General features: G+C 39.9%; 24 protein-coding genes and 4 pseudogenes. 9 read left to right on the plus strand and 19 right to left on the minus strand.

What is annotated here, in order from left to right; all coding sequences use genetic code 11:
• Window positions 1-2 precede the first annotated feature (2 nt).
• The 10 genes from P3L44_RS13825 to P3L44_RS13870 form a co-directional block, all read right to left on the minus strand.
• Entirely contained in the window at window positions 3-965 is a 963-nt protein-coding gene (locus tag P3L44_RS13825) for a hypothetical protein (RefSeq protein WP_094960741.1), read from the minus strand.
• Complete coding sequence (locus P3L44_RS13830) at window positions 965-2,548, minus strand: PAAR-like domain-containing protein (protein ID WP_272661425.1); 1,584 nt, start codon at window positions 2,546-2,548, stop codon at window positions 965-967. Before P3L44_RS13830 ends, P3L44_RS13825 begins: the two co-directional genes overlap by 1 nt.
• Complete coding sequence (locus P3L44_RS13835) at window positions 2,549-3,568, minus strand: 3-oxoacyl-ACP synthase (RefSeq protein WP_272661424.1); 1,020 nt, start codon at window positions 3,566-3,568, stop codon at window positions 2,549-2,551.
• Between the two features lies 1 nt (window position 3,569).
• On the minus strand, window positions 3,570-4,622 hold the full coding sequence (locus P3L44_RS13840) for a DUF2169 domain-containing protein (protein WP_094960738.1): 1,053 nt from the start codon (window positions 4,620-4,622) through the stop codon (window positions 3,570-3,572).
• Window positions 4,623-4,636: 14 nt separating this feature from the next.
• Window positions 4,637-5,167, minus strand: coding sequence for a DUF6484 domain-containing protein (locus P3L44_RS13845; RefSeq protein ID WP_094960737.1), 531 nt, complete (start codon window positions 5,165-5,167; stop codon window positions 4,637-4,639).
• 2 nt (window positions 5,168-5,169) lie between these two features.
• Window positions 5,170-7,359 carry a type VI secretion system Vgr family protein gene (locus P3L44_RS13850; protein ID WP_140170763.1) on the minus strand — a complete coding sequence of 730 codons (2,190 nt, stop codon included), beginning with the start codon at window positions 7,357-7,359 and terminating at the stop codon, window positions 5,170-5,172.
• Window positions 7,360-7,443: 84 nt separating this feature from the next.
• Window positions 7,444-7,962 (minus strand): Hcp family type VI secretion system effector, encoded by a 519-nt coding sequence (locus P3L44_RS13855; RefSeq protein ID WP_004250011.1) that lies wholly within the window; start codon window positions 7,960-7,962, stop codon window positions 7,444-7,446.
• Window positions 7,963-8,576: 614 nt separating this feature from the next.
• On the minus strand, window positions 8,577-8,777 hold the full coding sequence (locus tag P3L44_RS13860; protein WP_227528986.1) for a YcxB family protein: 201 nt from the start codon (window positions 8,775-8,777) through the stop codon (window positions 8,577-8,579).
• Window positions 8,723-9,151, minus strand: a complete 429-nt coding sequence (locus tag P3L44_RS13865) for a hypothetical protein (RefSeq protein WP_227528819.1) — start codon at window positions 9,149-9,151, stop codon at window positions 8,723-8,725. Before P3L44_RS13865 ends, P3L44_RS13860 begins: the two co-directional genes overlap by 55 nt.
• Before the next feature lie 205 nt (window positions 9,152-9,356).
• Complete coding sequence (locus P3L44_RS13870; protein WP_272661423.1) at window positions 9,357-9,821, minus strand: hypothetical protein; 465 nt, start codon at window positions 9,819-9,821, stop codon at window positions 9,357-9,359.
• A gap of 299 nt (window positions 9,822-10,120) precedes the next feature.
• Between P3L44_RS13870 and P3L44_RS13875 the strand changes: the two genes are divergently transcribed.
• On the plus strand, window positions 10,121-10,240 hold the full coding sequence (locus tag P3L44_RS13875) for a DUF3944 domain-containing protein (RefSeq protein WP_377145485.1): 120 nt from the start codon (window positions 10,121-10,123) through the stop codon (window positions 10,238-10,240).
• A 76-nt stretch (window positions 10,241-10,316) separates the two neighbouring features.
• Here the strand turns inward: P3L44_RS13875 and P3L44_RS13880 are convergent.
• Window positions 10,317-10,493 (minus strand): annotated as a pseudogene (locus tag P3L44_RS13880) (Arm DNA-binding domain-containing protein); the annotation flags it as partial.
• Between the two features lie 358 nt (window positions 10,494-10,851).
• Between P3L44_RS13880 and P3L44_RS13885 the strand changes: the two are divergent.
• The gene (locus P3L44_RS13885) at window positions 10,852-12,045 is read left to right on the plus strand and encodes a tyrosine-type recombinase/integrase (protein ID WP_115113542.1); all 1,194 of its coding nucleotides are present in this window, start codon (window positions 10,852-10,854) and stop codon (window positions 12,043-12,045) included.
• Window positions 12,046-12,347: 302 nt separating this feature from the next.
• Here the strand turns inward: P3L44_RS13885 and P3L44_RS13890 are convergent, their stop codons facing one another.
• Window positions 12,348-12,500, minus strand: a complete 153-nt coding sequence (locus P3L44_RS13890; RefSeq protein WP_272661422.1) for a hypothetical protein — start codon at window positions 12,498-12,500, stop codon at window positions 12,348-12,350.
• 4 nt (window positions 12,501-12,504) lie between these two features.
• The gene (locus tag P3L44_RS22150; RefSeq protein ID WP_410480035.1) at window positions 12,505-12,723 is read right to left on the minus strand and encodes a DUF1524 domain-containing protein; all 219 of its coding nucleotides are present in this window, start codon (window positions 12,721-12,723) and stop codon (window positions 12,505-12,507) included.
• 46 nt (window positions 12,724-12,769) lie between these two features.
• Between P3L44_RS22150 and P3L44_RS13895 the strand changes: the two are divergent.
• Window positions 12,770-13,027 (plus strand): annotated as a pseudogene (locus P3L44_RS13895) (transposase); the annotation flags it as partial.
• 12 nt (window positions 13,028-13,039) lie between these two features.
• Here P3L44_RS13895 and P3L44_RS13900 read toward each other — a convergent pair.
• A complete protein-coding gene (locus P3L44_RS13900; protein WP_052907081.1) occupies window positions 13,040-14,191 on the minus strand; it encodes an IS30-like element IS30 family transposase in 1,152 nt (383 codons plus the stop codon).
• 61 nt (window positions 14,192-14,252) lie between these two features.
• Here P3L44_RS13900 and P3L44_RS13905 point away from each other — a divergent pair.
• The 3 genes and pseudogenes from P3L44_RS13905 to P3L44_RS13915 all read left to right on the plus strand — a co-directional run.
• Window positions 14,253-15,134 (plus strand): annotated as a pseudogene (locus tag P3L44_RS13905) (IS3 family transposase); the annotation flags it as partial.
• 69 nt (window positions 15,135-15,203) lie between these two features.
• Window positions 15,204-15,284, plus strand: a pseudogene (locus P3L44_RS13910) (hypothetical protein); the annotation flags it as partial.
• A complete protein-coding gene (locus P3L44_RS13915; protein WP_248423987.1) occupies window positions 15,281-16,432 on the plus strand; it encodes an IS30-like element IS30 family transposase in 1,152 nt (383 codons plus the stop codon). The pseudogene P3L44_RS13910 and the gene P3L44_RS13915, both read left to right, overlap by 4 nt.
• On the opposite strand, the gene P3L44_RS13920 is transcribed toward P3L44_RS13915, so the two are convergent.
• The gene (locus P3L44_RS13920; RefSeq protein ID WP_272663585.1) at window positions 16,352-16,699 is read right to left on the minus strand and encodes a transposase; all 348 of its coding nucleotides are present in this window, start codon (window positions 16,697-16,699) and stop codon (window positions 16,352-16,354) included. The genes P3L44_RS13915 and P3L44_RS13920 overlap by 81 nt on opposite strands.
• 556 nt (window positions 16,700-17,255) lie before the next feature.
• Between P3L44_RS13920 and P3L44_RS13925 the strand changes: the two genes are divergently transcribed.
• Entirely contained in the window at window positions 17,256-17,903 is a 648-nt protein-coding gene (locus P3L44_RS13925) for an SLATT domain-containing protein (protein WP_272570979.1), read from the plus strand.
• Window positions 17,904-17,907: 4 nt separating this feature from the next.
• Window positions 17,908-19,239, plus strand: a complete 1,332-nt coding sequence (locus P3L44_RS13930; RefSeq protein WP_154632373.1) for a reverse transcriptase domain-containing protein — start codon at window positions 17,908-17,910, stop codon at window positions 19,237-19,239.
• Between the two features lie 465 nt (window positions 19,240-19,704).
• Here P3L44_RS13930 and P3L44_RS13935 read toward each other — a convergent pair whose 3' ends face one another.
• The 3 genes from P3L44_RS13935 to P3L44_RS13945 form a co-directional block, all read right to left on the minus strand.
• Window positions 19,705-20,376: an inovirus Gp2 family protein gene (locus P3L44_RS13935; RefSeq protein ID WP_272661795.1), complete on the minus strand. Its 672-nt coding sequence runs from the start codon at window positions 20,374-20,376 to the stop codon at window positions 19,705-19,707.
• Between the two features lie 304 nt (window positions 20,377-20,680).
• Complete coding sequence (locus P3L44_RS13940) at window positions 20,681-22,174, minus strand: YfjI family protein (RefSeq protein ID WP_272661794.1); 1,494 nt, start codon at window positions 22,172-22,174, stop codon at window positions 20,681-20,683.
• 17 nt (window positions 22,175-22,191) lie between these two features.
• Entirely contained in the window at window positions 22,192-22,422 is a 231-nt protein-coding gene (locus tag P3L44_RS13945) for a helix-turn-helix transcriptional regulator (protein WP_272661793.1), read from the minus strand.
• 98 nt (window positions 22,423-22,520) lie between these two features.
• On the opposite strand from P3L44_RS13945, the gene P3L44_RS13950 reads away from it, so the two are divergent.
• A complete protein-coding gene (locus tag P3L44_RS13950; RefSeq protein ID WP_272661792.1) occupies window positions 22,521-24,533 on the plus strand; it encodes a hypothetical protein in 2,013 nt (670 codons plus the stop codon).
• A 159-nt stretch (window positions 24,534-24,692) separates the two neighbouring features.
• On the opposite strand, the gene P3L44_RS13955 is transcribed toward P3L44_RS13950, so the two are convergent.
• On the minus strand, window positions 24,693-24,875 hold the full coding sequence (locus tag P3L44_RS13955; RefSeq protein ID WP_316928243.1) for a lysis system i-spanin subunit Rz: 183 nt from the start codon (window positions 24,873-24,875) through the stop codon (window positions 24,693-24,695).
• Window positions 24,876-24,906: the final 31 nt, after the last annotated feature.

Raw genomic sequence — 24,906 nt, forward strand, 5'->3', positions numbered from 1 at the left:
TATTAACTATAAGGCCTAACAATCTTATGCCATACCGTTCCATCATACAGGTCTACACTATAATCACCCGCTACCACTAAAATGCCGTCACGCACATCCATATGGCCAGACAGAAGAACAGATTCATCACCATCCATCGGGCGTACCATTTCATTGCCGTCCCAACACTGTAAACGATAGTCATCACAAGCCCAGACTTTATCTTCAAACCAGCGCAGTTGATTCAGTAAAATCGTCGAGCCCCCGTGGTACAATTTTTCCCATTGGAATTGACGGCCACGCCATAGGCTGCCGCCTTCACCACCGATATACACATAACCATCTGGGGCGCACAGCACTGCGCTTAATTGTTCATTGGAGGGAAAGCCACAGGGGATCCATTGTTCACCATCATAGTGCCAGACATCCCCTTCACCGCCAACGGCATACATATCTTGCTCTGAAAAACCATCAAGATCCGTGAATCCCATATCGGTATCTGTTTCTCCACCTGGAATACCTTTTTGAAGTCGCACCCATTTTCCAATGTCGACACGTTTATAAATTTCACGTGCAGAGCCGACATAATAGGCATAACCTTCAATGCATTTGATATTTTTAGGATTTGCAAAATCACCTTCCATGACCTTTTCTAAGGGAAACTTAGAACCACTACCCATAGATTTTACAAACCCATCATCCCCTCTAGAAGCAAGCATCCCTTGTTCTTTTGGTTTGAAACAAACTCCCACTTTAGGACTATCAAACCCCTCAAATCTAATATAATCAATCGGGTCATCTGGTGTATCTAAATAAATACATAACAACTGTGAAGGTATTTCACTATTCCAGAGATTTCTGGCTTTTTCATAGGGAACATCTTTGCGTAAGCAAAAATACACGATATTTTTATCTCGGATTGCACATCCAGTAAAAATATACCCTTTGATATATTTAGCCCAATGTTCTTTAGTAACATAACTCATTATCTTTCTCTCTCTTTTTCAACTGTTATTGGATTACCTCGAGAGTCTTTGGCAGGCAATCGTGCATTCTTACACATCGGCAAGTAGTAGCCCTTAAGTTGTTCTCTTATGCAATGATTAGAACAGTTGGCATATGGAAATGTTTTTTTGTGGGAACGTACCGCCGCATCAATCGCCTGATCCATACTCAGTGTATTATTATCTAATTTATTATTTTTAACTAAGCGGCTAAGTTCATCATCCATCGCCGTATGAATACGCCCATGGCTTCCACCATGCCAAGAAGTTCCTTCGACACAAACAGTTGGGGCAATTGACGCATCATAATTTGGACAGGCGTCTTTTATCATATTGGAATAAATTAAATGATGCCCCGTTTGCCCTTTGCAACACCCGCCGTTGTTGGCCGGCTCCGTTTTACTCCCTCTAGCCCCCTTAATGGCATTTTTTACAGAATAGGGCACTAAATTGCATTTTCTTGCCCGTGCGCATGCATTTAATGAGGCTAATATTTCTTGCGTGTCTTCGGCTAACTTTTGGGCTCTTTTTATTTGTTCTTCAGGTGACAGATTTTTATAACTCTCCGCTTCTTTCATCAATTTCTTGATGTCTTCGGCTTTTTCGGATAACACTTTGATTTGCTCAAGCCCTTCTTCAGCCGCTGATTTAATAGAACTAATCTCAAAGCCAGAATAAGCAAGGTCGCCCAATGTCCAAATGGCCATTGCCGCATTTCCCCACGCTGGAACAGCACTACCCACAGCTTGTTTTGCAACTGCTTTCGCCCCTACTTTCCCCAAGGCTTTCATTGCTGCATTTTCAGCCATGTCCGTTAGCTTACTTTTTAATGCATTAACGTAATCCAACTCACTCTTTAATGTCTGTATCGACTCAGACATATCATCCATGTATTCTTTCGCCATTTCCTGCATTTCTTCAGGGGTATTTCCTGATACTTTTATTTCAAGCCCAGCACAATGGTCATCCGTCCAATGCCATTTTTTGCTGTTCTTTTTATTTTGTCGTTGCTTTTTTTTTGCTAAAGCTTTTCTGAGCTTGCTCTCTTTTTTGAGCGTTTGCTGTGCCTCTGAATTATCTTTATCCGGCTCACAACGTTTTTCAACTTGCGTATTTTCTTTATCACACGCTTTTAATCCCCCAAAAACACCGCGGGAAACATAAGGAAAAGTCGGTGTATTAGACGGAAAAGAACCATGGTTGTGTGTCATTAAATCTTGATGGCGGGCAACGCCATATCCTTCAAATTTCACATTCAATGACCATGAACGGAAATAAGCCTTACCTTTGATTACTCCCGTCATCACCCCTTTAGCTAACCCATAAGTGGCAGGTTCATCGCCAGTACTAGTAGAAAAAAATGAACGATCTTCCTGGGCTACCATGGTATTTTGAATAAACACCGTTGCGGTGCCATTTGATAACGCATCCGCTTTTGACGTATTTGGATAAGGAACTACACTTGGCCCTGGAGACCAGCAAGGGTCTGGAAATGCGGCCGTTGATACGCCATCAGATGCCTTAGAGCATGCTTCTCGATCATTAACATAGACACGTGTATCCATCTATTTAACCTCTTGATATTGTAAAATAATCGCCGTTCTTTCCCCGCTATCTGCGCTAGATATCACCAATCCGCTATCTCCGGGTCCTTCTGGATGTTTCATCCATTCAAACAAGGTTGCCAACATCATCACACTGCTTGCTGCTCCTGTTTCACCTAGGCTTTTAGCAATTAAATAATGAGGATAATGTGCAACTTTTTCTTTTAACGTACGAGTTGTTGCCAACGATATTTCTTTAAAATAAAAAGATTCGCCATTAGCGTCGCTAATGTGAAATTGAGTATCACTTAATGAAAGATATGAGCCTTGGCAAGCATGCTCAATTGCCTCTGATAAACTTTTTACTCTTAAGGGTAATTTAGTTTGAAGAATATGTGCCGCTTCTAGCTGAGTATCAAAACCAAGAATATTTACATGACTGTGCCTATTGTCTGCTAATGTCAAGGCGACTGAGGCTGCACCTTCCCCAGGAATAAAACCATCTCTGTTTTCTGAGTGTAATAACCGATGTGTGTCCATATAATGGCGAATAGTTTCTGCGTTAAAATAGCTATCGCACCCAATTAGTAATGCCACGTCAGCTGTTTGAGTTGACAATATTTCCTGTACAAAAGGCAGGGCTTCACCGATCCCGGCTTTACCTCGGTTAAATGCTATCGAGTTAGTATGAAAAGGATGTAAGACTGTCTCTGAAATCATCTTAAGCCATTGAGGGAACATTCCTGGCCTATCTTCTTCCGGTAATAATAAACACACTACAATGTGTTCTTTATCTACCGTGATGGTTTTTAGTGATTGCTCAATGACATCGTTAATTAAAGCAATAAATCGTGCAGGTCCCCATATTTGGCAGTCATATAACAGAGAGCCAATGATTGGGTGATTTAGTGTGTATCGAAAATGAGTTTCCCGGAAATGGTCTAGCCCCGCTCGAATAGCCGCGGTAGCAGAAAATAGGTCCGTTCCCACAGGGGTACATAGTCCAGCAGAAATAATTGACAAATATGGTTTATCTTTCATCTTACCCCCGACATGTCGACACTGGTGCTTGGCGAGATACGTAACTATCTAATAATGGCCCTACAAGCACTTGTTCAACATCTTGAATAGTACGGATCTGATGATGACAACGCCAAATAACAGAGAAATAATTCTTTTCGGGTTCAAAATAGAGGGTATCTACCTTAGGTGTTAGCAATACTACCTCGCCATCACGCTGATATAATCGTACGGGGACATTATTTAACCTTGGAAGCTTGAAATGAATTTCTGGACGAGTCGGATGTATATTGGTTAACGTAATCACTTCATTACCGACAGGAAAATCAATCTGTTGGTCATCTGGTACAGATTGGAAATAACATTCATCAAAATCATCCGGTAGAAACGGTGCCGTTTCATTACGCCATTTATCATCGAAAGTTCCCGCGTATTTCACACGCTCCCCGTAATGGCGGGGTAATACTGAGAGGGCAATAGGCTTAACATCATTATCAGGTGCATCGACTAGTTCTTTTGGGTTTTCTAATTGGGGCATCATCATCTCCCCATTCGGTTTTTCTAAAGAAAAATAACCTCTTCCTAATGGATTAATAGAGTGAGAGATCATCTCATCTTGGAAATGATACTGCCCACCAAAAGCAAAACCATAATGTAAAGGAACGGTTGTAAACGGAGTCACATCACCTGCCGTATAATGTTCAGTTCCCTGTTGCCACTGTCGGTAACCAATGACAGAGAGACTTTTTTTCATTTCACCGACCTGTACCGATACCATTAAATGCTGAGTCGGTTCGGCATTCGGTGCAAACGCGTTAGCATTAAAGATCACATCACACTTATGCTTTCTTAAGACAAAGTCAGCATCATAAAGAGGAACAGAAGTTCCCACTTCACCAGTATATGTATCCGTATAAGCCAGTGCTTTAGGAGGAATAATTGGACGTGCAAGTTGATTATCATCAGGTAAATGGTAGCTAGCTTTCATCACCACAACCAGATATTCAAATCCCGCTTTATCAATCATCACTGTCGCTTTAGCCGTCGTATGTTTAGCGTTATTTATCAACTCCATACTCCTAGTCCCCTTCAATTAACTTGCACTGAACCGCCCTTAATACGGTTCGTTGCTGAAGCATAGTTATCAATATAAAGCGCTTTTATTTGCACAAAACCATCCGCAGTAAGAGTTAAACTCGACTCACCACACTGTAATGTAATAGATTCACTTGCTTGAATATGTAACTGCCCATGCTCTGGAGACGAAAACATCATGTTATTTAACGGAGTTTCTGGCAATATCATCGAATGATTGTTTTGTTGGATCAGCCCCATGATTAGTGGGTTCTGCTTATTACCATTGATAAATTGAATTGCACAAATTTTACCTATGTCTGACTCCACTATCGGCGCTAAACTCAACGCTAAAATAGGTGTATCAATCTCATTTAATGCAATAAATACACTTTTCTCACTGTAGCTAACAAGCCGAGCTAATTGAATCGATGGAAGTCTTGCTTGCTCTTCAGCCAAAGAAAGAGGTTCTGTTTGTTCAATGATTTCATCTAGAAGTGATGGATCATTTGGTCGTATTTCATTGGTTATGGATAATTTTGTCATGACTAATTACCTAAAATAGTTTTAGCTTTAAATGTAATATCGCCATTAGCTTTAAGGAACTGATCACCTGACGTTTCAATAATAACTTCATGACCCTGAATACGAATATATCCGTCTTTATCCATTCGCAATATCGATTTTCCACACACTATTTCAAATGAATCGCCCGCAACATATTGGATATTTTCCTTGACTATCGACGTCTTATTCGCACCAACCCTTTGTTGATAATTTTCATTGACGTGCAATTTTTTACTTTCACCCACTTCTTCATCTTGGTTTAGGGTCACTTTGACCATTTGATTTTTTTCAACCACCTCTAAATGATCAGCCAACACATGCGTAGTCCGGTCATTCAACACTTTAGTATTCATGTCCTTCTGGGCATGAATAAACACTTCCTGTTTGCCGTTTTCATCCTCAAAGCGCAGCTCGTTAAACCCGTCCCCTTTATGGGTTTTCGTCCGAAATGTGGTACGGGTTTTATTTTCAGGAAAACTGATTGGGGTCGCATTGCGACCATCATAAGTACAGCCCGTGATAATCGGCCTATCAATATCTCCATTGAGGTAACTAATCTGAACGACCGTTCCGATGCGTGGCACCGCAGAGAAACCATAGCCGCCGCCGCTCCAGCCCATTGCAACACGCACCCAGCACGAGGCACTGTGGTCAGGCTCTCCACGTCTGTCCCAGTGAAAATGGACTTTCACCGCACCATGTTCATTGACATAGATTTCTTCACCCGGAGGGCCCACGACAGTCGCAACTTCATCACCATCCGCGGTTGGTTTATAACGATAAGGTGGCCGCCACTCTTGCGTGCCAGGGATAAAAGAAACACTGTTCGACAACTGAGTACCTTCTCCGCCACCATTGTCTGCCAGAGGTTGAACACCATGATGGCTCACGCTAATGACTTGCCAGCTGTCATTCATCGGGAGGTGTGGATGATTTGATAAGGTAAAGATTTTACCCGGCATCAAGGCAAAGCAGTTTGTTGTGGCACTACCCACCTTGCTCCCATTACGTAACTGTTCAAAACGAATTTGGGTGAGTGGTTTGCCCTCTTCATCCAATTGAAAACGGCCGTAACTTTCAAAGATGCTGTGCTGCCCACCCTTTTCCAATTTATTTTCATGTTGAAGTGGGTAGGAAGGGCGAATGAAATTATTGTCTTTATGAATGGTTTCATCCACACACAAGTATTCACCGTACTGCCATGTCATGGCGGTACTGTCGCTGATATCCGTATCCGCTTGCGGGTTATACATCAGGTTAATTCCCGCCGTCATCCCCATGTGTTCGTCACTGTAAAACAATTGGTTTTCTTCAAACCAAAAGTTAATCCCTTCCTCAAAGGCGAGACGACACCAAAAATCAAAGGCGGATTCTCGCTTTTGGGTGGTGTAAATACGTTTGGGATGTAAGTCATCACGGTAAAACTTGCAGTCCGACTTCACATGCGCTTCATCCAGCAAGGTTTTTAATATGGTCGGTACGTTTTGATTTTGAAAAATACGACTATCTTGATTCAGGGTCATCACCCACATTTCTGGACGAATATCAAAGTGATACCACGTTTTTACGCCATCCGTATTCCCTTGAACCGCCCCTGCTAAAATGCCATTCACTTTACGGACTTGGGCACCATCACGCTTGACTGTTAAAGAAGAGGCGACGCCAAGGTGTTTCTGAAAATCAATAAACGGTAAGGCACTAACAGCACTAATTGAAAGGGAAAATAACGAAGACAACCCTTCCGTTAAATTAAATTCGGTAACTTGAAAAGTTTCATCGGGTAGCCCAGCAATTGAGCATGTAAACACCAAGCCACTTTCCAGACTTCCCATGCCTAGTGCATCTAACAATGCCCCGTGAGCGGCTTGTAATGCCTGACTTTCTGAAAAAGTTTGCCCACCACCAAGTTTTAATCCACCACCAAATCCACCGCCATGGATAAGCGGGTTATTGGCTACACTGTTCAATTGGGATGTCGCCTGAGTTGCCATAGATGCCGCTGTTGATACCAAAGCCCCTCCTTGCTGGGCTAATGCTGCCGCTTTTTGCACTTTACTGGACACCAACTCATTGACTTTAGATTGCACTTTATTTTTAACTTGATTTACCGCTTCATCTTTGACAATAGAAACGGGGTCAATGGTGGTTTTTTTGGGGTCTTTGCTAAACATCACTAGTCTCCATGACAAAATGGATAAGAAGCGGGGAACGAAATAAAAGCGATGACGAGCCCAAAAGAGCCCGTCAAAAAGGTATTACGCTTCGAGCGGTGCGCGCCAGTCATCAGCACCCGAAGTGCCTGCAACCGTGTGCTCCCAGTCCACTTTGCGGTAAGACAGAGAGACTTCGATTAACTGCGTGAAATCGGCTTTCGCAGGGTCTTGGCAGTGAGGCATTTGGCAGTCAATATTGACGATGGTTGCATCGGTCAGTGTGGTGGTGAAGAAATGCTCTTGTTTACCTTCCACTGAGGTGCGGTACCATTTCAGTTCCACTTTCGGCAGCATTTCGCCCGACGCTAACGCGTTATACAGCAGCGGAACGGCTTTATTTAACGCCACGGTAAAACGGAACGGCTTGTGTGCACGCTGACCTGAAGGTTGGCCGGATTGTGGGTCTGTCGGCACAGTCACAACGTGAGAAAATTCTTGCACTAACATTTGGTCTTCATGACCTTGTACATAGATGTTACCCACAGAATCAGCAGTAAATGCACCGGCAGTGATGTTGCCTTGGGTTTTTCCTTCAATGGAAATATAGCATGGAGTTGGCATAGCGATATCCTTTATCAAGAATGACAAATTGAGTTAAATAAATATAATTAATTGTTAATTTCCGTCATCTCAGCCAGTGCGCACGGTAAGATTTGAGTTAAGGATAATAAAAGCTTATGGATAGACTGTAAACCTAGCGGCCTTTTTGTATCTCCCTAGGATAAGTGACTTAGCGTAAACGGGTTGAAATATCGCTATATAATTTCAGAAAAACACTAAAAATGAATCATAACCGAATTATCATCGAACAAAAAATAGACCAAACTGCGATAAGCCCAGTAAGTTCTAATGTACATAGAAATAAACTATGTAACCAAATATTTCAATCGAAAAAGTAATTACAACAAATTGATTTTATTAAAATAGTTCCACAATCACCATACAAGTCTTGTAAGTTTAATTTTTCCTCCTTATTTTAATAGTGTATTAATCTGCACATATCTATTTTCTTGGTGGATAAATTCATATGAAATCAAACTAATTTCATTTAGCTCTGATAGAATCATTTTTTCATAGCGATAATAATTACATCATCTGTATCGTGTACGTATATTAGTTACGGTCAAGGCGTACAAGTCCAATAATAAATAACTAGACTGTACTTTGAGTATCTATCATGGTTTATGGTTATCAATCTGTTCCATAACAAACTGATATAATTTATCAAACTCGCCATCAGCTAAAACCCTCGCAGGGATAACAGAGCCTTCACCATCAGAAGCAAAAATAAACAGATACTCTTCCCTGATATAACATTCTTCTATATTTTGCCAAAAAACCTGACTAAGGTGCCCCTCGTCATATTGTCTATGTATTTCCTGTTAATTTTAACTTTGACTAGAGAATCAGGATCGCTATGTTCTTTTTCTTCATTTCTATATAAGTAATGCATTTCTATTCGAAAGGTTATATACAAGCATGCTAACGAGCTGACTAAGCCACAAAAAGAAAAAAGACCTAAGTTTTTTAAGCCAGAAAAACCATCTACAACTGAATAAGCCTTATACCCAATCATCAATAAGGCGATCCCCGATACAATCGATGCTATAGCTAATAAATTCCATAGATTAGTAAATAATCTGTATGGCATTTTTTCCTTATCTACAGTAACAGGCATTTGAATGAGTTTTCGTATTTTCTCTGCTTCCAATCTTGATGGTGAAAATTGAATTTGATAACGGCTTTTCATCAACTTTAATTCCTTAATTTATCATGAAGAATGAATACCAGAGTTGACTATACCTCTCTTCATATTCATGCATTAGCTATGGTCAAGGTATTCCGTTAATCGGTAAGTCCGGTGGCTGTCTTTCTGAAACCGAAGAAGCCGAAGTGGAATATTTTGATAGGTGATCAAAATGAGCCAACTACTCAAGTTGGCGCATTTGTTTTTATTACTTTGCTGATACTGACTGAAAATAATCTTTAACTCTAGAGGATTTAAAAAGAATATAAGTCAAGAAAATCATTATGATTGGTAATAATAATGCACCTATAACACCGCCTGTTTTCTCTGCCATGCTTGAAAACCCATTTCCTTCGAGTGCGTTATTAATCCCTTTAAATGCAGAAAAAATTGACATTAGCGTTATGATTGACCATAGAATTTTCAATAAAGCTGCTCCAATTTTTTTCTTCATTAAAACTAAAACCACAGTTAAAACTTCTACTGTCGGTAATACAAGTTGATACAATGTCAACCCAATAATTAAGAACGCCCCATCAGAGCTACTCCAGACATCAACTGATGAACTTAATCTCAACATGCTAGAAACGTAAAAAAAAGCGCCAGTTATATGTATAAGCATGAAAAGGGAAAAAACAATTAATATAACCCATAGAGAAGCGGGCATTTTCATAACGACCTCCTGTGTCAAAGGTCGTTATGTTAATTTAACTTAAGTCAAGTGTCATTATTTTGTTCAATGTCGCTTCTTGCGTATTTTTATGCCTATTGATACTCAACGATTTTTCAAATATATATCACTGACACGAAACCCAATAATTAAATTAATATCAATCAGTTAAATTAAATCCATGACACCCCCTGTCATTTCCCTTCATTTTTCTCTCGAAAAAAAGCCAAATAGCCGGACATAACCTGCCTGGTGAGGTTGTTATCGTGGTGTTCTCTTTTTCAAGCTAGGGAATAACACTGATGGCAACTTACCGATTAGATACCGATTTAGCGTTTTTACGTGAATGCAGTAATGAAAAACTGGGCTTGCTTGTGTCTGTACTGACTCATGACAGTATTGATTCACCGTTCATTGTCTAACATACGCCATCAGAGCAGCGTCCCCCGCTGTTCGGGGCTTTTATGTCATCACACAAACTATTGTGAAACGGCGTTTAACGGTTGGATAAATTCCAATAGCTAAAAGTTTCTCTTTACCATCGATTCGGTATATTAACCGCCAATATTTTCCGTCATTAGTTTGAACCGATAGATACAGCCCACCACCATCAGATAGTTTTTAGTCTTTTTCTTTAGGCTTACTGGAATCAATTTGCTTAACGGTTAGCTTCATTTGGGGGTACTCAAATCATGGGGTATAAATGTACCCCATATGTACCACCTGAAGGGGGGTAGTTTTCAATAGACGATAGTAGACGTTGGAATAATGGGATTTAGTTGGAATGCTTGTTTGCTTGTTTGCTTGTATAACTTCAGGGAATTGGAAGACTTTAGAAAATGTTGCTAGAAGTGAAGATGGCGGAGGAGGAGTCCGCTTAATATAAATCCAACCCCATTCAGAGCTATTCAATTAGTAACGTAATATCAATAGATTATTTAAATTCAAATCCAAACATGTATAATATTCTCCATACAAAGCCTAACAACAATGGCATACCAGATGGCATACTCAACCTTAGGATAAATTCACCATGGCTTTATTAACCAATACCAAAGCTAAGAATATACAACCTGGGGATAAACCATTACCTCATGGCGGTATCACGGGCCTCACTCTACATCCATCATCAACAAAAGGAAGAGGAAAGTGGGTACTTCGCTATATGAGCCCAGTAACACAAAAACGCCGAAATGCGGGTTTAGGTAGTTACCCAGAAATCACAATTTCAGAAGTGTCAAATATTGCTTCAATAATGAGAGAGCAAATAATCAAAGGTATTGATCCCCTTGAGTTCAAAAAATCAATTTCCGAGAAGCCATCAATCCCTTCTTTTGAAGATGCTGCTCGTAAACTTCATACTGAATTACTTCCTGGCTGGAAAAATGAAAAACACGGTAAACAATGGATCACTACACTGGAACAATATGTATTTCCATTTATCGGCTCAATGACATTAGATACCATTGCCCCCGCTGATATAGCTGACACATTACGCCCTATCTGGTTAACTCGCTCCGAAACTGCCTCTCGCGTCAAACAACGTATCCATGCGGTTATGCAATGGGCATGGGCACATAGTTATTGTTCTGCTAACCCTGTCGATGTGGTCGCCCATTTATTACCACAACAAATCAGCGTGAGTATCCGTACCGAACATCAACCTGCAATGCCATGGAAATCACTCCCTCTTTATATTGCAACCTATGTATCCACAGATGAACGATACAATGTCACTCGTGCCTTACTCTTATTTGTCATACTCACCGCCTCACGTTCTGGAGAGGCTAGAGCCATGCGATGGGGAGAAATTGATTTTAAACAACGAGTTTGGACTATCCCAGCCGAAAGAATGAAAGCTGGCATGCAGCATCGAGTTCCCTTATCGGATCAAGCTATGTCGCTACTCCATAGCTTAAAAGGGCTACATGATGAATTGGTTTTTCCTTCCCCCAGAAAACAAGTTGTCCTTTCCGACATGGTGCTCACTGCATTCTTACGGCGTACGAAAGCCCCAAGCGATAATCCTAATCGCGTTGCAACAGCACATGGCTTTCGTTCAACTTTCCGGGATTGGTGCTCTGAGCATGGCTATTCTCGGGATTTAGCTGAAAGAGCACTCGCTCATACAGTCAAAAATAAAGTGGAAGCAGCTTATCACCGAACGGACCTATTAGATCAGCGACGCCCTATGATGCAAGCGTGGGCTGATTATCTCTTGCCTTAAACTAAAGAGCTAGCCAATATGGCTAGCTCTTTTATCTCTTATTAACAATAGAAGGCATGGGCTGTAGAAAACTTATGTCACTACAGGCAAATCCACACCAAATCTGACCGATTTTAACCATCTAGACTTTATTAATAGGAGTTTAATCTACTATCGATTTTTGCAAATAATTAGGTACAAAATCACAGGGTAAATATCTGAAAATCAGTTGGCTTGTACTTCTTCATAACTTTGCGACATATATGAACCGCCTGTTGCCACTATCCAGCCTCAATAGATTCTGGATAATGGCTGGTTACCCTTTACCGAAATGACCACTCAGTGATCGCAAAGTCTACGATTTTGTTATGCCGTTTATCTATTGCTTCACAATCCCACACTGGGTTCTCGCTATCTTTAACGAAAGAAGCAATCTCAGCCTGTTGGTTAAGAATGGGGGTCTTTCTGTAAGACATTAACTTATCGGCAAATGGTTTGTTTCCGATGGACGCATTGTGCGACCCCTGATATGAGCATCAGGTTGCCAAGACAATTGAGGTATTCAGAGCTAAAGTCCTCGGAATATTCACCCTGCTCATTGAGTTCATATCCTGTTTCGAGAGGACTTCCATCAGTAGGCGTGCGCGGTGCTATATGTTCAATTTGTTGGTTGTGTAGTGGTTTAATAAATTTGGCCACCTGAACAGAGGTGATATGCTCACCTCAGAACAACACAGGTGCCTTAATGAAAAAACGAAATTTCAGTGCAGAATTCAGACGTGAATCAGCCCAGCTGGTTGTGGATCAGAACTATACAGTTGCAGATGCCGCGAAAGCCATGAATGTCGGGCTTTCCACCTTGACGCGGTGGGTAAAGCAATTACGGGACGAACGGGCAGGCAAAACACCGAAAGCATCCCCTATCACGCCGGAACAAATTGAGATACGTAAGCTGAAGAAAAAAATTCAACGTATTGAAATGGAAAACGAAATATTAAAAAAGGCTACTGTAGATTCAATCTGTCAATGCAACACCCCTTTCAATTATCTCTTTCGGTATTTTGAACTTCAGTGTCTTTCTCGGTCTGTTGTTTAGCTGAGCAGCAACCAGATCTAGTTCATGTTGAGTATATTGGGCAAGACATGTCTTTTTAGGAAAGTACTGCCGAATTAGCCCATTTGTGTTCTCATTTGTTCCCCGCTGCCAAGGACTCTGAGGATCGCAGAAGTAAACTTTAACGCCGGTGCTGACAGTAAATTCTAGATGTCTGGCCAGTTCCATTCCTCTGTCCCATGTCAGTGATTTTCTGAGTTCTGACGGTAAACTCAGGAATTTGTCGGTAAGAGCCTGATTTACTGAGACAGAATCTTTGCCCCTGAGTCTAAGGATGATCGTATAACGTGATTTTCGGTCTACAAGTGTGGCTATATGAGAGTTTTTTGTACCTGAGACTAAATCGCCCTCCCAATGCCCCAGAGAGCGTCTGTTATCGATATTTCGGGAACGTTCGTGAATTGGTGTTCCGTTCACTATGTTAATCGTACCTCTTTCGCCTTTGCGGGTATGACGCCTGCCATGGCGAAGGCTATGCGACCGTCGCAGATGCTGTATATTCAGGTGGTGTAGCGCTTCACGGCTACGAAAGTACAGCGTTTTATAAATTGTCTCAGGTGATATTCGCAGCGTTTTTTGACGTGGTTTTGTTCGCCTTAACCATCCTGATATTTGCTCTGGAGACCATTTCATCTCCAGCTTTTCCAGAACAAGCTTTCGCAATGGTAAATTTTGATCCAGTAAGCACGGTTTTGGCCTTTTCGCCATTCTGTTGGCTCGGTTATTAGCATCAACAGCTTTGTAATAGCGTCTGCCCCGATTACGCTGAACTTCACGTGAGATCGTCGAAGGACTACGATTCAGCGCAGTAGCTATCGCACGAATGCTCATTTTGGCTGACAAACCAGCTCGTATCTCCTCGCGCTCAGACAGTGTCAGGTGAGCTACAGCCCGCTTACGCTCATGGGGTTTTATGCCGCCAGTATCCCTTAACATAGTGAAGATCGTTCCGGGTTTTGAACCCAGGATATTCGCTATTTCACTGAAGCCTGTTCCGTTCTTCCATAGTTCAAAAACAGAGGCTTTTTCCTCTGCTGTAAATGTTCGTCTCATTCAAAAAACCTCCGCAACTCCATGTTTTCACATAACTGTTGCGTTGACCAATTGAATCTACAAGCGCCTTCTTTGCGAAAGAGTTGCTATAAGGTGTTGGTTTGTTCAAGAGCATAAAACACAATATCCCATTAAGCATTTATGTCGAATGATGAAGCTCAGCCGTTCAACGTTTTATACTTGGCAAAAGCGCCCCGTTAAGCCACTTGATGATGACACGATTGAATTGCATCAAAAAACTTGCTCCCTCTTTAGGGAAAGCCGGCAAAGCTTAGGTTATCGCATGTTAGCGGCTCAATTACGCAAAGAAGGTTATGCTATCAGTGATTATCGAGCTCGAAAATTAATGAAGCAGTTAGGGTTAGTGGTTAAACAAAGAAAACCCTATCGAGTTACCACGAAAAATAAAGCGACTGCGGATAATTTATTAAATCAAAATTTTAATCCGGTAGCCGCGAATGAAATCTGGGCTGGCGATATCACTTATTTAAAGACACCGGAAGGTTGGCTTTATCTGGCTATTGTGATGGATTTATATTCTCGGCGTATTGTGGGTTGGCATATGTCATCCAAAATAGATACCGCCTTGATAAGCAAAGCGTTAATGATGGCCTATAACTTACGTTCGCCCTCAAAGGGTTGTGTGTTTCATAGTGACCGAGGAAGCCAATACACAAGTGGGCAATATCAAGCGTTACTGAAAAGTTATGATATGCGCTCAAGCCAAGGTGATATAGGGGTTTGCTGGGATAATGCGGTAGTTGAACGATTTTTTGGAAGTTTAAAGCATGATTGGTTATTTAAAAGACCCCATGCAAATCGGTCAGAAATGAAACAAGACGTGCTGGATTATCTGCGTTATTACAATTTAACGCGATTACACACGGCAAATAATTATTTATCGCCTGTGGAGTATGAAAACTCCTTCAGAAAAGTGTCCTAATTTTGTTGTGCAGAACAGGATAATGCGCTCTGAGTTTCCCGATCACCGAGACCTGTTCAGGGAGTCTGACATCAAGAGCGCGGTTGTAGATTCAATTGGTCAACGCAACAGTTATGTGAAAACATGGAGTTGCGGAGGTTTTTTGAATGAGACGAACATTTACAGCAGAGGAAAAAGCCTCTGTTTTTGAACTATGGAAGAACGGAACAGGCTTCAGTGAAATAGCGAATATCCTGGGTTCAAAACCCGGAACGATCTTCACTATGTTAAGGGATACTGGCGGCATAAAACCCCATGAGCGTAAGCGGGCTGTAGCTCACCTGACACTGTCTGAGCGCGAGGAGATACGAGCTGGTTTGTCAGCCAAAATTAGCATTCGTGCGATAGCTACTGCGCTGAATCGTAGTCCTTCGACGATCTCACGTGAAGTTCAGCGTAATCGGGGCAGACGCTATTACAAAGCTGTTGATGCTAATAACCGAGCCAACAGAATGGCGAAAAGGCCAAAACCGTGCTTACTGGATCAAAATTTACCATTGCGAAAGCTTGTTCTGGAAAAGCTGGAGATGAAATGGTCTCCAGAGCAAATATCAGGATGGTTAAGGCGAACAAAACCACGTCAAAAAACGCTGCGAATATCACCTGAGACAATTTATAAAACGCTGTACTTTCGTAGCCGTGAAGCGCTACACCACCTGAATATACAGCATCTGCGACGGTCGCATAGCCTTCGCCATGGCAGGCGTCATACCCGCAAAGGCGAAAGAGGTACGATTAACATAGTGAACGGAACACCAATTCACGAACGTTCCCGAAATATCGATAACAGACGCTCTCTGGGGCATTGGGAGGGCGATTTAGTCTCAGGTACAAAAAACTCTCATATAGCCACACTTGTAGACCGAAAATCACGTTATACGATCATCCTTAGACTCAGGGGCAAAGATTCTGTCTCAGTAAATCAGGCTCTTACCGACAAATTCCTGAGTTTACCGTCAGAACTCAGAAAATCACTGACATGGGACAGAGGAATGGAACTGGCCAGACATCTAGAATTTACTGTCAGCACCGGCGTTAAAGTTTACTTCTGCGATCCTCAGAGTCCTTGGCAGCGGGGAACAAATGAGAACACAAATGGGCTAATTCGGCAGTACTTTCCTAAAAAGACATGTCTTGCCCAATATACTCAACATGAACTAGATCTGGTTGCTGCTCAGCTAAACAACAGACCGAGAAAGACACTGAAGTTCAAAACACCGAAAGAGATAATTGAAAGGGGTGTTGCATTGACAGATTGAATCTACACTCGCCTTTTTTAGGATTTCTTTCTCCATTTTCAGTTGCTTAACTTCTTTGCGTAAAGCGAGTAGCTCTTGTCGCTCAAAGGGGGTTAATGCGTTAGGCTTATTTTCGGCTTCATGGCGCTTTCGCCAAGCATAGAGTAGTTTAGTGGTAATTCCGAGCGCATTAGCTGCTTGTTGAACTGTATAGCCTTGTTCCAGTATTAAATTAATCGCTTCTTTTTTAAAACGTTCAGTATATTGCTTAGGTGATTTTCGTTTCATATCGACATCTTATTTTAAAGGTGAATAGATTCCTTTATCAAAGTGTCCACATTTATTAAAGCACAACAAATTGCATGGTGTGGTCTTTCAACTGCCTGGTGTCGGAAGACAATAATGTTTGAAACTTTTTTGCCTTCGCAGTCCGTTCTTTCGTGTCAATAGAAGGTATGTATGACAATAAAGATCAATACTTAGATTCAATCAACGTGCCTATCCAAAGAAAAATTGTGACAACAAAGATTGAAACTCACTTTTGGACAGAAGTGAGCCAGTGATTTTGCTAAATTATTGATTCTTTAATTACCTAAAGTATGGAAACTAGCTTAACGGTGACAAAAAATTATTGAGCTTCGAACTCCGAAAATGTAACATACACACTGTGTTTCATAGTGGTGACAGGTCTTAGTAACTGTCCACTCTTAGCAATAAGAGTGAAACTAATTTCGAAGGGTTCGCCCTTAGTGTATCTCGTATATGCTTACTCCAGTAGGAGTGTTAACTTATTGTAAACTAAACTACCTCTATGAAGCACCCCCCCCAACATTAGGAGAAGAAGGTGGCTTTAGCAGACAATATTTGGTGGACAAGAAAAGCTCGAATCCAAACAGAGAAACGACTTTTATCTAACGCTTTTCACTCACAAGTAATACTACTCTGGTATTCATTCTTCTCTGTCGCCGTATCCGTTTATTATCTAAATAACCCACAAAATGGAATCGAAGCAATCTCTTGGGTTGTATATTCTGTCCTCGTACTTTGCATTTCAGGTTTCATCAATGGGCTTTCATTTAAGGAAAGAGCAAACCTAATCAAAGAATGTTATGAAAGTTTGAATAGCATTATGCATCAAGCCTCCAAGCCAAATCCTGATTTGGACACTTTATCAACAGCCTACGAATCTAAGCTAAATGCTTGTGAAAACCACACTGACAAAGATTTTGCCATCGCACTATGCCAAGAGTATTGGGCAAGTACTAGCAGCGTAAGACAAGTAAGCAAAGATTTCCATTCAGACACCTCGGAAAACAAACAACAGCCCAAACAAGCTCTTACTAGAATACCAACATCACATCACTGGTTTTTAACGGTATCTTATTTTGTTGTTAGATTGTTAACTCTTGTGTTTTTCTATGTCTTGCCAGTACTGATATTGCTTGCATTAAACTCGTCTTTATTCTTATCCACTCCAACTTGTACTGGTTGATAAAATGCGTGTACAAGACCAATTTAATAAAGAGTTTAGGCACGAGAATCTAAAAGAAATCTTTTCCAATTATGTTGTATATTCTGGTGCGACTGGCATAGACAATATGAATCAGTATTCTTTTAGAAAACAGTTAGACCCACAAATTGAAATCATTTCTCGTAAAATGATTGAAGGTTCGTATACGTTTTCCAAGTACAAGCTAAAGTTGCTGACTAAAGGGAGAAATAAAGCCCCTCGTGAAATCTCTATCCCGACAGTGAGAGATAGAATTGCATTACGTGCAATGTGTAACTTTCTACAAGACAGATTTGCAGAATCAGTGAAGTTCACGCTTCCTCAAGATGTCATTAAAGATGTCAAGGCTCACACTTTATCTGGTGACTTTGATAGCTATATTAAGTTAGATGTTTCGAATTTTTATCCATCGATAAGACATAAAAACCTACGCTCTCAATTGAGAAAGCGCATTAGGCAAGATCACATACTAGACATGATCTTTTCGGCTGTCACTGCCCCTTCAGTTCTAGTTTCGAGAAAGGATGATAAGCCAAGTGAAGTAGGCGTACCTCAAGGGTTGGCTGTTTCCAACATCCTTGCTGCCATCTACCTCCAAAACATTGACAAATTTTTATCTGAATTGCCTAACGTAAAATGCTACCGCTACGTTGATGATGTATTAGTTCTTTGTTCTGCTGATCAAGCACGTGATCTAGCACAAATCATTATCAAGAAGTTTCGCAATATTGGTTTAAAAATACACAGCCCTGAGAACGCGCCAGAGAAGTCAAAAATTGACTCACTTGCTAACGGTTTTGATTATCTTGGGTATCAATTTACCAATGAGCATATCTCTGCAAGAAACGGTTCGATTGAAAAGTTAAAGGCTTCTCTTGCAGGAATTTTTACAAGCTATAAGCACTCTAAAAATAAGAGCTTAAAAATTTTAGAATGGCGATTGAACCTACGAATCACTGGCTGTGTGTTTGAGAAGAAATGTAAGGGTTGGCAATTTTTCTTCGCTGAGATCAATGATGAAAAACTACTCCACAGACTAGATCATTATGTCCTGCGCTTATGTAAGCGTTTTGAGGTAGAAATCAAACCTAAAAAGTTTGTTCGTACTTTCAAAGAAATTAGCCACAACAAATATAACACCAGTTATGTACCAAACTTCGACCAGTATGACGTACCTGAGATGAAAGAGGTGTTAGTTCAATATTTTAGTTTTGATTTGACCAATATACCTGATGAAGAAATTCGTTACCACTTCCATAAAAAAATAGGTTCTCAAGTCAGAGAGCTAGAAGTTGATGTGAAAGACTTTGGTTACTAGGTTACGTGTCCGGTTAAACAAGGGGAGATGTTTCCTCGATCCTATAGATGCCAGACAGGCATTACTGGCATTAGGTAAAATAGACCAAATAATGATTCAAAGACGTGAGGCTTAAACTGTAACTAACTTGCTTTGGGGCAAAAGCTTGTTAGAACAAAAGGCAGACTGCGACAAATAGCATCGAAAAGTTTCGGACTTTATTGTCATGGTTTCAGTATTCATTGTCGAGTTTCAAGCTTTAATGTCCTCTGACACCTGGACCCTCTCAAGTAACGATACTGCCTCAACAACAATAAAAGTTGCCGAGTTGACGATGGCTGAATTGGAACAGTGAGTGGGATATCGACAATAAGGGTAGTGGACAGTTTACTGTACGTCCGCACTTCGCTCAGACCAGCCGGTCAGGCTTAGTTATGTTCTACCCAACGAAACCTGTTAGTTCAAGTCTGAGCTAATGCCTCTCAATTAAACCTGACTGGTTCCAAAGTTTCTAAAGTCAGTCATGAGCTCCTTGGTATTCATTTTAGCCAGATACGTCATGCGTAATAGGAAATCAAAATAATTAGAATGACGGGCCAGAGCATCTCGTCTATCAAATCGAAATACGGGATTCTCTGGAAAGTTAACTAATGGTGCATAGTCTGGGTACGCTAAGCCAATGGCGCTACACCATGCCCGTTGTATTCTAGTCGCCATATTATTGGCATCATCTTGTAAATAGTTGCCTAAATAGCCGTATATATCTCGATTAAATAACAAAACTAAATGGTAGTGAGGGTATTCACTTTCATTACGTTCTCTTACCCAAGCATAATAAGGGAGTGCTGGTGTACCTGAACGCCCCGTACGATGATGTGCAGCTCTCAGTTGGCTTTTTAGTGACTCGATAAAACGGGTAATGGCTCGCTCATCCGTGCGTTGAAAACATATAGGCATATCCGGGGCATCAGGACTACTATCCTGAGCGAATCGTAAATCAACTCGGATTGCAAATACTCGGTTATGGTGTTCTAGTGTATTCTCAACCACTGCCAGTAATCGACGAAGGATATAATACGATATCGAGGAATCATAGCGATCACTCGCGATAGTTATCAGTTGATCCAATTCTGTTTTAGTTAATGCATAATCTGACATTTTTATTACCTTACTATCATAGAAATAGCGATATCTGTATTCGTGTTTAAGTACCTATCGCATCCATAACACAGTGAGTTATAGACACAATAGGTACGGTGATTAAATAAACATTGCTTTGTTGATTGATAGGTGTTATTGTTATAAATTAGTATTGTATTTAGTAAGATGTTATATATTACCTATACCGACATCATTCCATTTAATAAAAGACAGACTCCCCCCTCCCCAAAGCCGCCATAAACCTCGCTTGGTGATATAAAATTACTCGTTGGTTTTATTAAAAATAACTCTGAAGTTATCCTTATCTTGGTGAGTTATTGAGTATGAATACTCCTCTGCTACTCAACGGAATATTCAATCGTTCGGCTAGCTCTTCAGGTGTCATTCTTGCCCCCGTAAACTTGACATAGTTAATCCCATTTTTTTCGAATAATTGAACTTTAGCTTCCTGCTGTAGTTTTTCTAATGCAGGCCGCAAACGGTCAGAACGTCTCAGTGAATAGGGGCCATTTTTAATGATGTCATTTCGCCTAAAATCATAAGATTTATTACTGACAAGATGCTCCTCCAACCATAACAGGAGTTTTTCAGCATCACTGACTTCCTTAAAATTATCTATTTTTTTGATAAAATGATTAAGATGCCACTGAGTAATATAGACTGCCGACTCCAGCGTTTCCAACGTAACAACAGTGGAATCGGGTGTCATAAACATTTGCATCACCCCAGCAATTCGTGAAGCATGCTCCATAAAGCGCGATGCGTAATCATCATAAACATGTAATTCCCCACCGGGCTCCATCATCTTTTTAACAGCTTGATAATAGCCATTCCACGCCCCTTGGGCATCATGTGCTAAAGTAATACAATGGCGTTCTTCATCATTCTCACGACGTTTTATTCCTTTTTGTAAATGGTTTATCAACGTAGCCGATAAATCTGCTAAACTTAATTCAGTTGAATGTGAAACATTTTTTATCTCACATAATTGCTGAATTTGATCTAGATCCACTAATAAGCTGCGAGCTAAAAAACCTGAACTCTTTGCTTTCTTTCCTTTTTTATCCATAAAGCTGTCAAATAACGCTGGCTGGACCATAAGTAACAGACTAAAACGGCAATCTTTGATGACATAGTTATCTCTAGATGCTCGGCTTACCGATTTCCCCTCTGCGCACCAAAGCGAATTTAGTAATGGTGTTTTTCGCAATAAACTACTTTCAAACAATTCACCCGCCTCATCTGACATCAGCGATAATACGGGATATCCATCCCCCAACTCCTGAGCCAGACCTTCACTTGTTGAATCATTGATTACTAAACGTTTTTTTATTGGTGCTACTGGTTTTTGAACAAGGCACTCTTCTAAATTCAATAAAGCTTCATTCACTTTTATTCCCTGATTCAGCGCTTTTTGATAGCATTTATTCAATGCGCTAAATTTTACATTCCATAGCACCAGACTCCGCTCATAATTATCTCTTTCAATATAAAAATCCTGTTCGAGTTGTTGCTCAAATTCTGAAATTGCTTTTGTGAGCAGTTTATAAACAGTAGATTTTCGGCACCCCGACCTCGCCAAAACAACATGATAAAGTGACAGTGGATATTTTCGTCCACTTATCGGTTCAATATCAAAGCTATCCTGACACGACAGGGACATCACACTTAACAGAGTAGGCAAAATAATTTCAGCCGCCGCTCCTGTTTTTATATGTACTTGCTCAATCATGCGTTGAAAATAATCTGGTAATTTCTCTATGTTTAAATATAACTCTTCATTTTTTTGTGACATTTCATCCGCCTTATTGATTAAACCATTCTTGAAGTTAACCATTTTTCAACTGAAGTGTATTGCCAGCCAACTGATGATGCACCAAGTTTGATCGGTTTAGGAAAATCTGGATCGTAGTACTTAGAGCGAGGGTTCAATTTTTCATAAATGCTCGATCTGGATATCCCTAGCATTACCGTTAACTCTGTCATACGTAAAATACGTATAGGCAAATTATTCTGATTCATATTTTCGTTTAGATGATGCATTTGATTCTCCATTGATTCACGTTCTTAAGAGATATTCATTTTCCACATCATCTGGCAATATGTCCTCGTAGAAAATTGGAAACCAACTGGAGAATGTCATGTACACCCATATTTTTGCTAATATCATGTTAACAGCCTACGATATAACAGTTTTAAATAAGGAAAGAATAGAAAAAACCAACACAAAAGAAAGAAAAAATAAAAATAAAAATAAAAAATATAAAACGCTAAATCTAGCTAACCAGAGAAAAATTGAAAATTTTTCATTACATCAAGATTTTTTTGCAAAAACAGGTAATCTGAAAACGCAGGAATATGGTGATGACAACATCAATACTAAAGAAACTTATCAAAAATTGATTAATATCATCGATAGCAAAGCAGTCTTTACTCAGACAGAAAGACAGATGTTTTTCTATAAATATGAGCAACTGTATAACGCATTGATTGCTCAATACGTTGTGTCTAATTTAGAAAAAAAAGAAATATTAAGAAAATATACAAAAGCCACCATACCCGCCATTGTGGCATTAGATATGTATAAAACGCTGAGTCTTTCTGTCGATAAAGAACAATTACATTTTTACAGTCATATCCATCATTTTATACTGAGTGAATACTACGACAATCATCACAATAATCTCGAATCCCTCTGTAAGGGGGTGAGAGCCTATCTCAAATACTACATCAAGACATTAGCGTTCAACCCCATTGTTAATCTTTTTGAAATTACAACCTCAATTAACAATATAAGAACCTCATCATTCACAACAATTTGTAACATCGATACGATTATTGATGCTTGCAAAAAAGAAGCGAGCGAGATAGGTAAACCACACGATACCCAATTTGAGCAATTGAGAGTCGCTTATACTTCTCTTAGTGTCCTGCTCGCCTTTCAAAAAATCACTCACCTACTGACGCCACTTGTATCAAATTATAAAAAATTACTTGAAGATAAACTTGAAGCGCCAGATCCTCTCTTCTATTTAGAACGGTATCTTTACCAAAATGTTGAAAATGATCCTATTTTTTTGGGGGAAAATGCACTGTATGAGTATATCGAGGTGTTAATTTCTCACGAGAAAATAGATATCTCTAGTTGTGAAGATGACTATGATTGCGGCCAAGGCCCTGAATGTGAGTGTCAATGTATCCCTAGTTATTGTTACGGTATTCTTACTATTTTAGAAAACTTTATATTTGAAAATAAATCTCATCTGCCTTTACCTACTCTTGTGCCTTCCATAAAATTATCTAAGTTTTCCCCCCCAAAAAAAATAAGCATTTTTGAATTATCATCACACTTAGATGAGCTCTGTGACGAAGTGCCATCTCTTAAATTATACAAAGAAATCCCTTATATTCTTAAGCTACTTTACGCTAACAAGTTAGATAACATAAGAGAGGTTATTAACGAAATCTCATTTGAAGAATTCCCATTAGGTTTTTTTACATCTACACTCGCTATTATCAATCTCGCATTAAAGATAAAGTTTGAACCAAAATCGATTCGATACGGATCATTACTCTCCTATATCAACCCTATTTTAACAAATCAAGGTGTATATACTGAATATATCATTGTTACACACGACATTAAAAATCCTACTCAGTCAGTTTCTGATATAGAAGAAAACCCTGTAATTAATGATCCCAACAACCAAACAGTTCTGCATTCAATCATGATATATAATAGAATGATAAAAAAAATGATTATTTATGATAATGATCACTCCGAACTAATTCCTTCACAATCCGTTTATGGGCTTCTCGATTCGGTTGAGCTCGCCCTTAAAAAATTAAGGGAAGCTTTTTTTCAGGAGAAAATGTTGCTTACAGATAAAGAACTGGCAAGCCTTATCATTCAAAATAAAGTATTAACGAAACATGAAACCAATGATAATCTGATAGGTATACTCAATGAGGCTACATTATATAATTGCCTTGGTTGCCTTTCTTATTTATATAAAAATCTAGCGGGTTATGGTGAATCACTTCCAAACATATTATCATTCACAGGAATATCAAAATATGAACATGAAGAAAGAGAAACATTACGTCGCGCATTACTCATCGTGAAAGAAAAACTGACTAATAAAGATAACTAAACACCTTCACTCTTATTCATGTCAATCAATGCACCTGCAACAGCTGCTACATGTAGCAGCTGTTGCAGGGTATACCTTCTATTTTTACATTTTATTGGCTAGTGGGCGGCCCGTTAACTTGTTATTAATTCGTTTTATGATTTTTAAGTTGGGCAATACCTACTTGATGGCAGAGAGGAATATTATAGAGCAAAAAAATATCATCGGGTTACGCAACTTATCAATTTGAATTTTTGCATTAGCTAATTCCTGAGTATGTTTTGTATCGAGTTGATGGAGGGATTGGACGCGTTCTTGATAATCTGCATTGATTTTGACTTGTTCGGTCAGCTCAACAAGCAATTTGGCATTCTTAGTGTTTAGCTCACCTATC

This window comes from Providencia sp. PROV175 (genome assembly GCF_032707045.1).
Classification (GTDB): Bacteria; Pseudomonadota; Gammaproteobacteria; order Enterobacterales; family Enterobacteriaceae; genus Providencia; species Providencia hangzhouensis.

Excerpts from the sequence above, each read along its gene's own strand:
- P3L44_RS13825 (WP_094960741.1), bottom strand. The coding sequence starts at position 965 with ATGAGTTATGTTACTAAAGAACATTGGGCTAAATATATCAAAGGGTAT.
- P3L44_RS13830 (WP_272661425.1), bottom strand. The coding sequence starts at position 2,548 with ATGGATACACGTGTCTATGTTAATGATCGAGAAGCATGCTCTAAGGCA.
- P3L44_RS13835 (WP_272661424.1), bottom strand. The coding sequence starts at position 3,568 with ATGAAAGATAAACCATATTTGTCAATTATTTCTGCTGGACTATGTACC.
- P3L44_RS13840 (WP_094960738.1), bottom strand. The coding sequence starts at position 4,622 with ATGGAGTTGATAAATAACGCTAAACATACGACGGCTAAAGCGACAGTG.
- P3L44_RS13845 (WP_094960737.1), bottom strand. The coding sequence starts at position 5,167 with ATGACAAAATTATCCATAACCAATGAAATACGACCAAATGATCCATCA.
- P3L44_RS13850 (WP_140170763.1), bottom strand. The coding sequence starts at position 7,359 with ATGTTTAGCAAAGACCCCAAAAAAACCACCATTGACCCCGTTTCTATT.
- P3L44_RS13855 (WP_004250011.1), bottom strand. The coding sequence starts at position 7,962 with ATGCCAACTCCATGCTATATTTCCATTGAAGGAAAAACCCAAGGCAAC.
- P3L44_RS13865 (WP_227528819.1), bottom strand. The coding sequence starts at position 9,151 with ATGAAAAGCCGTTATCAAATTCAATTTTCACCATCAAGATTGGAAGCA.
- P3L44_RS13870 (WP_272661423.1), bottom strand. The coding sequence starts at position 9,821 with ATGAAAATGCCCGCTTCTCTATGGGTTATATTAATTGTTTTTTCCCTT.
- P3L44_RS13875 (WP_377145485.1), top strand. The coding sequence starts at position 10,121 with ATGGCAACTTACCGATTAGATACCGATTTAGCGTTTTTACGTGAATGC.
- P3L44_RS13885 (WP_115113542.1), top strand. The coding sequence starts at position 10,852 with ATGGCTTTATTAACCAATACCAAAGCTAAGAATATACAACCTGGGGAT.
- P3L44_RS13890 (WP_272661422.1), bottom strand. The coding sequence starts at position 12,500 with ATGTCTTACAGAAAGACCCCCATTCTTAACCAACAGGCTGAGATTGCT.
- P3L44_RS13900 (WP_052907081.1), bottom strand. The coding sequence starts at position 14,191 with ATGAGACGAACATTTACAGCAGAGGAAAAAGCCTCTGTTTTTGAACTA.
- P3L44_RS13915 (WP_248423987.1), top strand. The coding sequence starts at position 15,281 with ATGAGACGAACATTTACAGCAGAGGAAAAAGCCTCTGTTTTTGAACTA.
- P3L44_RS13920 (WP_272663585.1), bottom strand. The coding sequence starts at position 16,699 with ATGAAACGAAAATCACCTAAGCAATATACTGAACGTTTTAAAAAAGAA.
- P3L44_RS13930 (WP_154632373.1), top strand. The coding sequence starts at position 17,908 with ATGCGTGTACAAGACCAATTTAATAAAGAGTTTAGGCACGAGAATCTA.
- P3L44_RS13935 (WP_272661795.1), bottom strand. The coding sequence starts at position 20,376 with ATGTCAGATTATGCATTAACTAAAACAGAATTGGATCAACTGATAACT.
- P3L44_RS13940 (WP_272661794.1), bottom strand. The coding sequence starts at position 22,174 with ATGTCACAAAAAAATGAAGAGTTATATTTAAACATAGAGAAATTACCA.
- P3L44_RS13945 (WP_272661793.1), bottom strand. The coding sequence starts at position 22,422 with ATGCATCATCTAAACGAAAATATGAATCAGAATAATTTGCCTATACGT.
- P3L44_RS13950 (WP_272661792.1), top strand. The coding sequence starts at position 22,521 with ATGTACACCCATATTTTTGCTAATATCATGTTAACAGCCTACGATATA.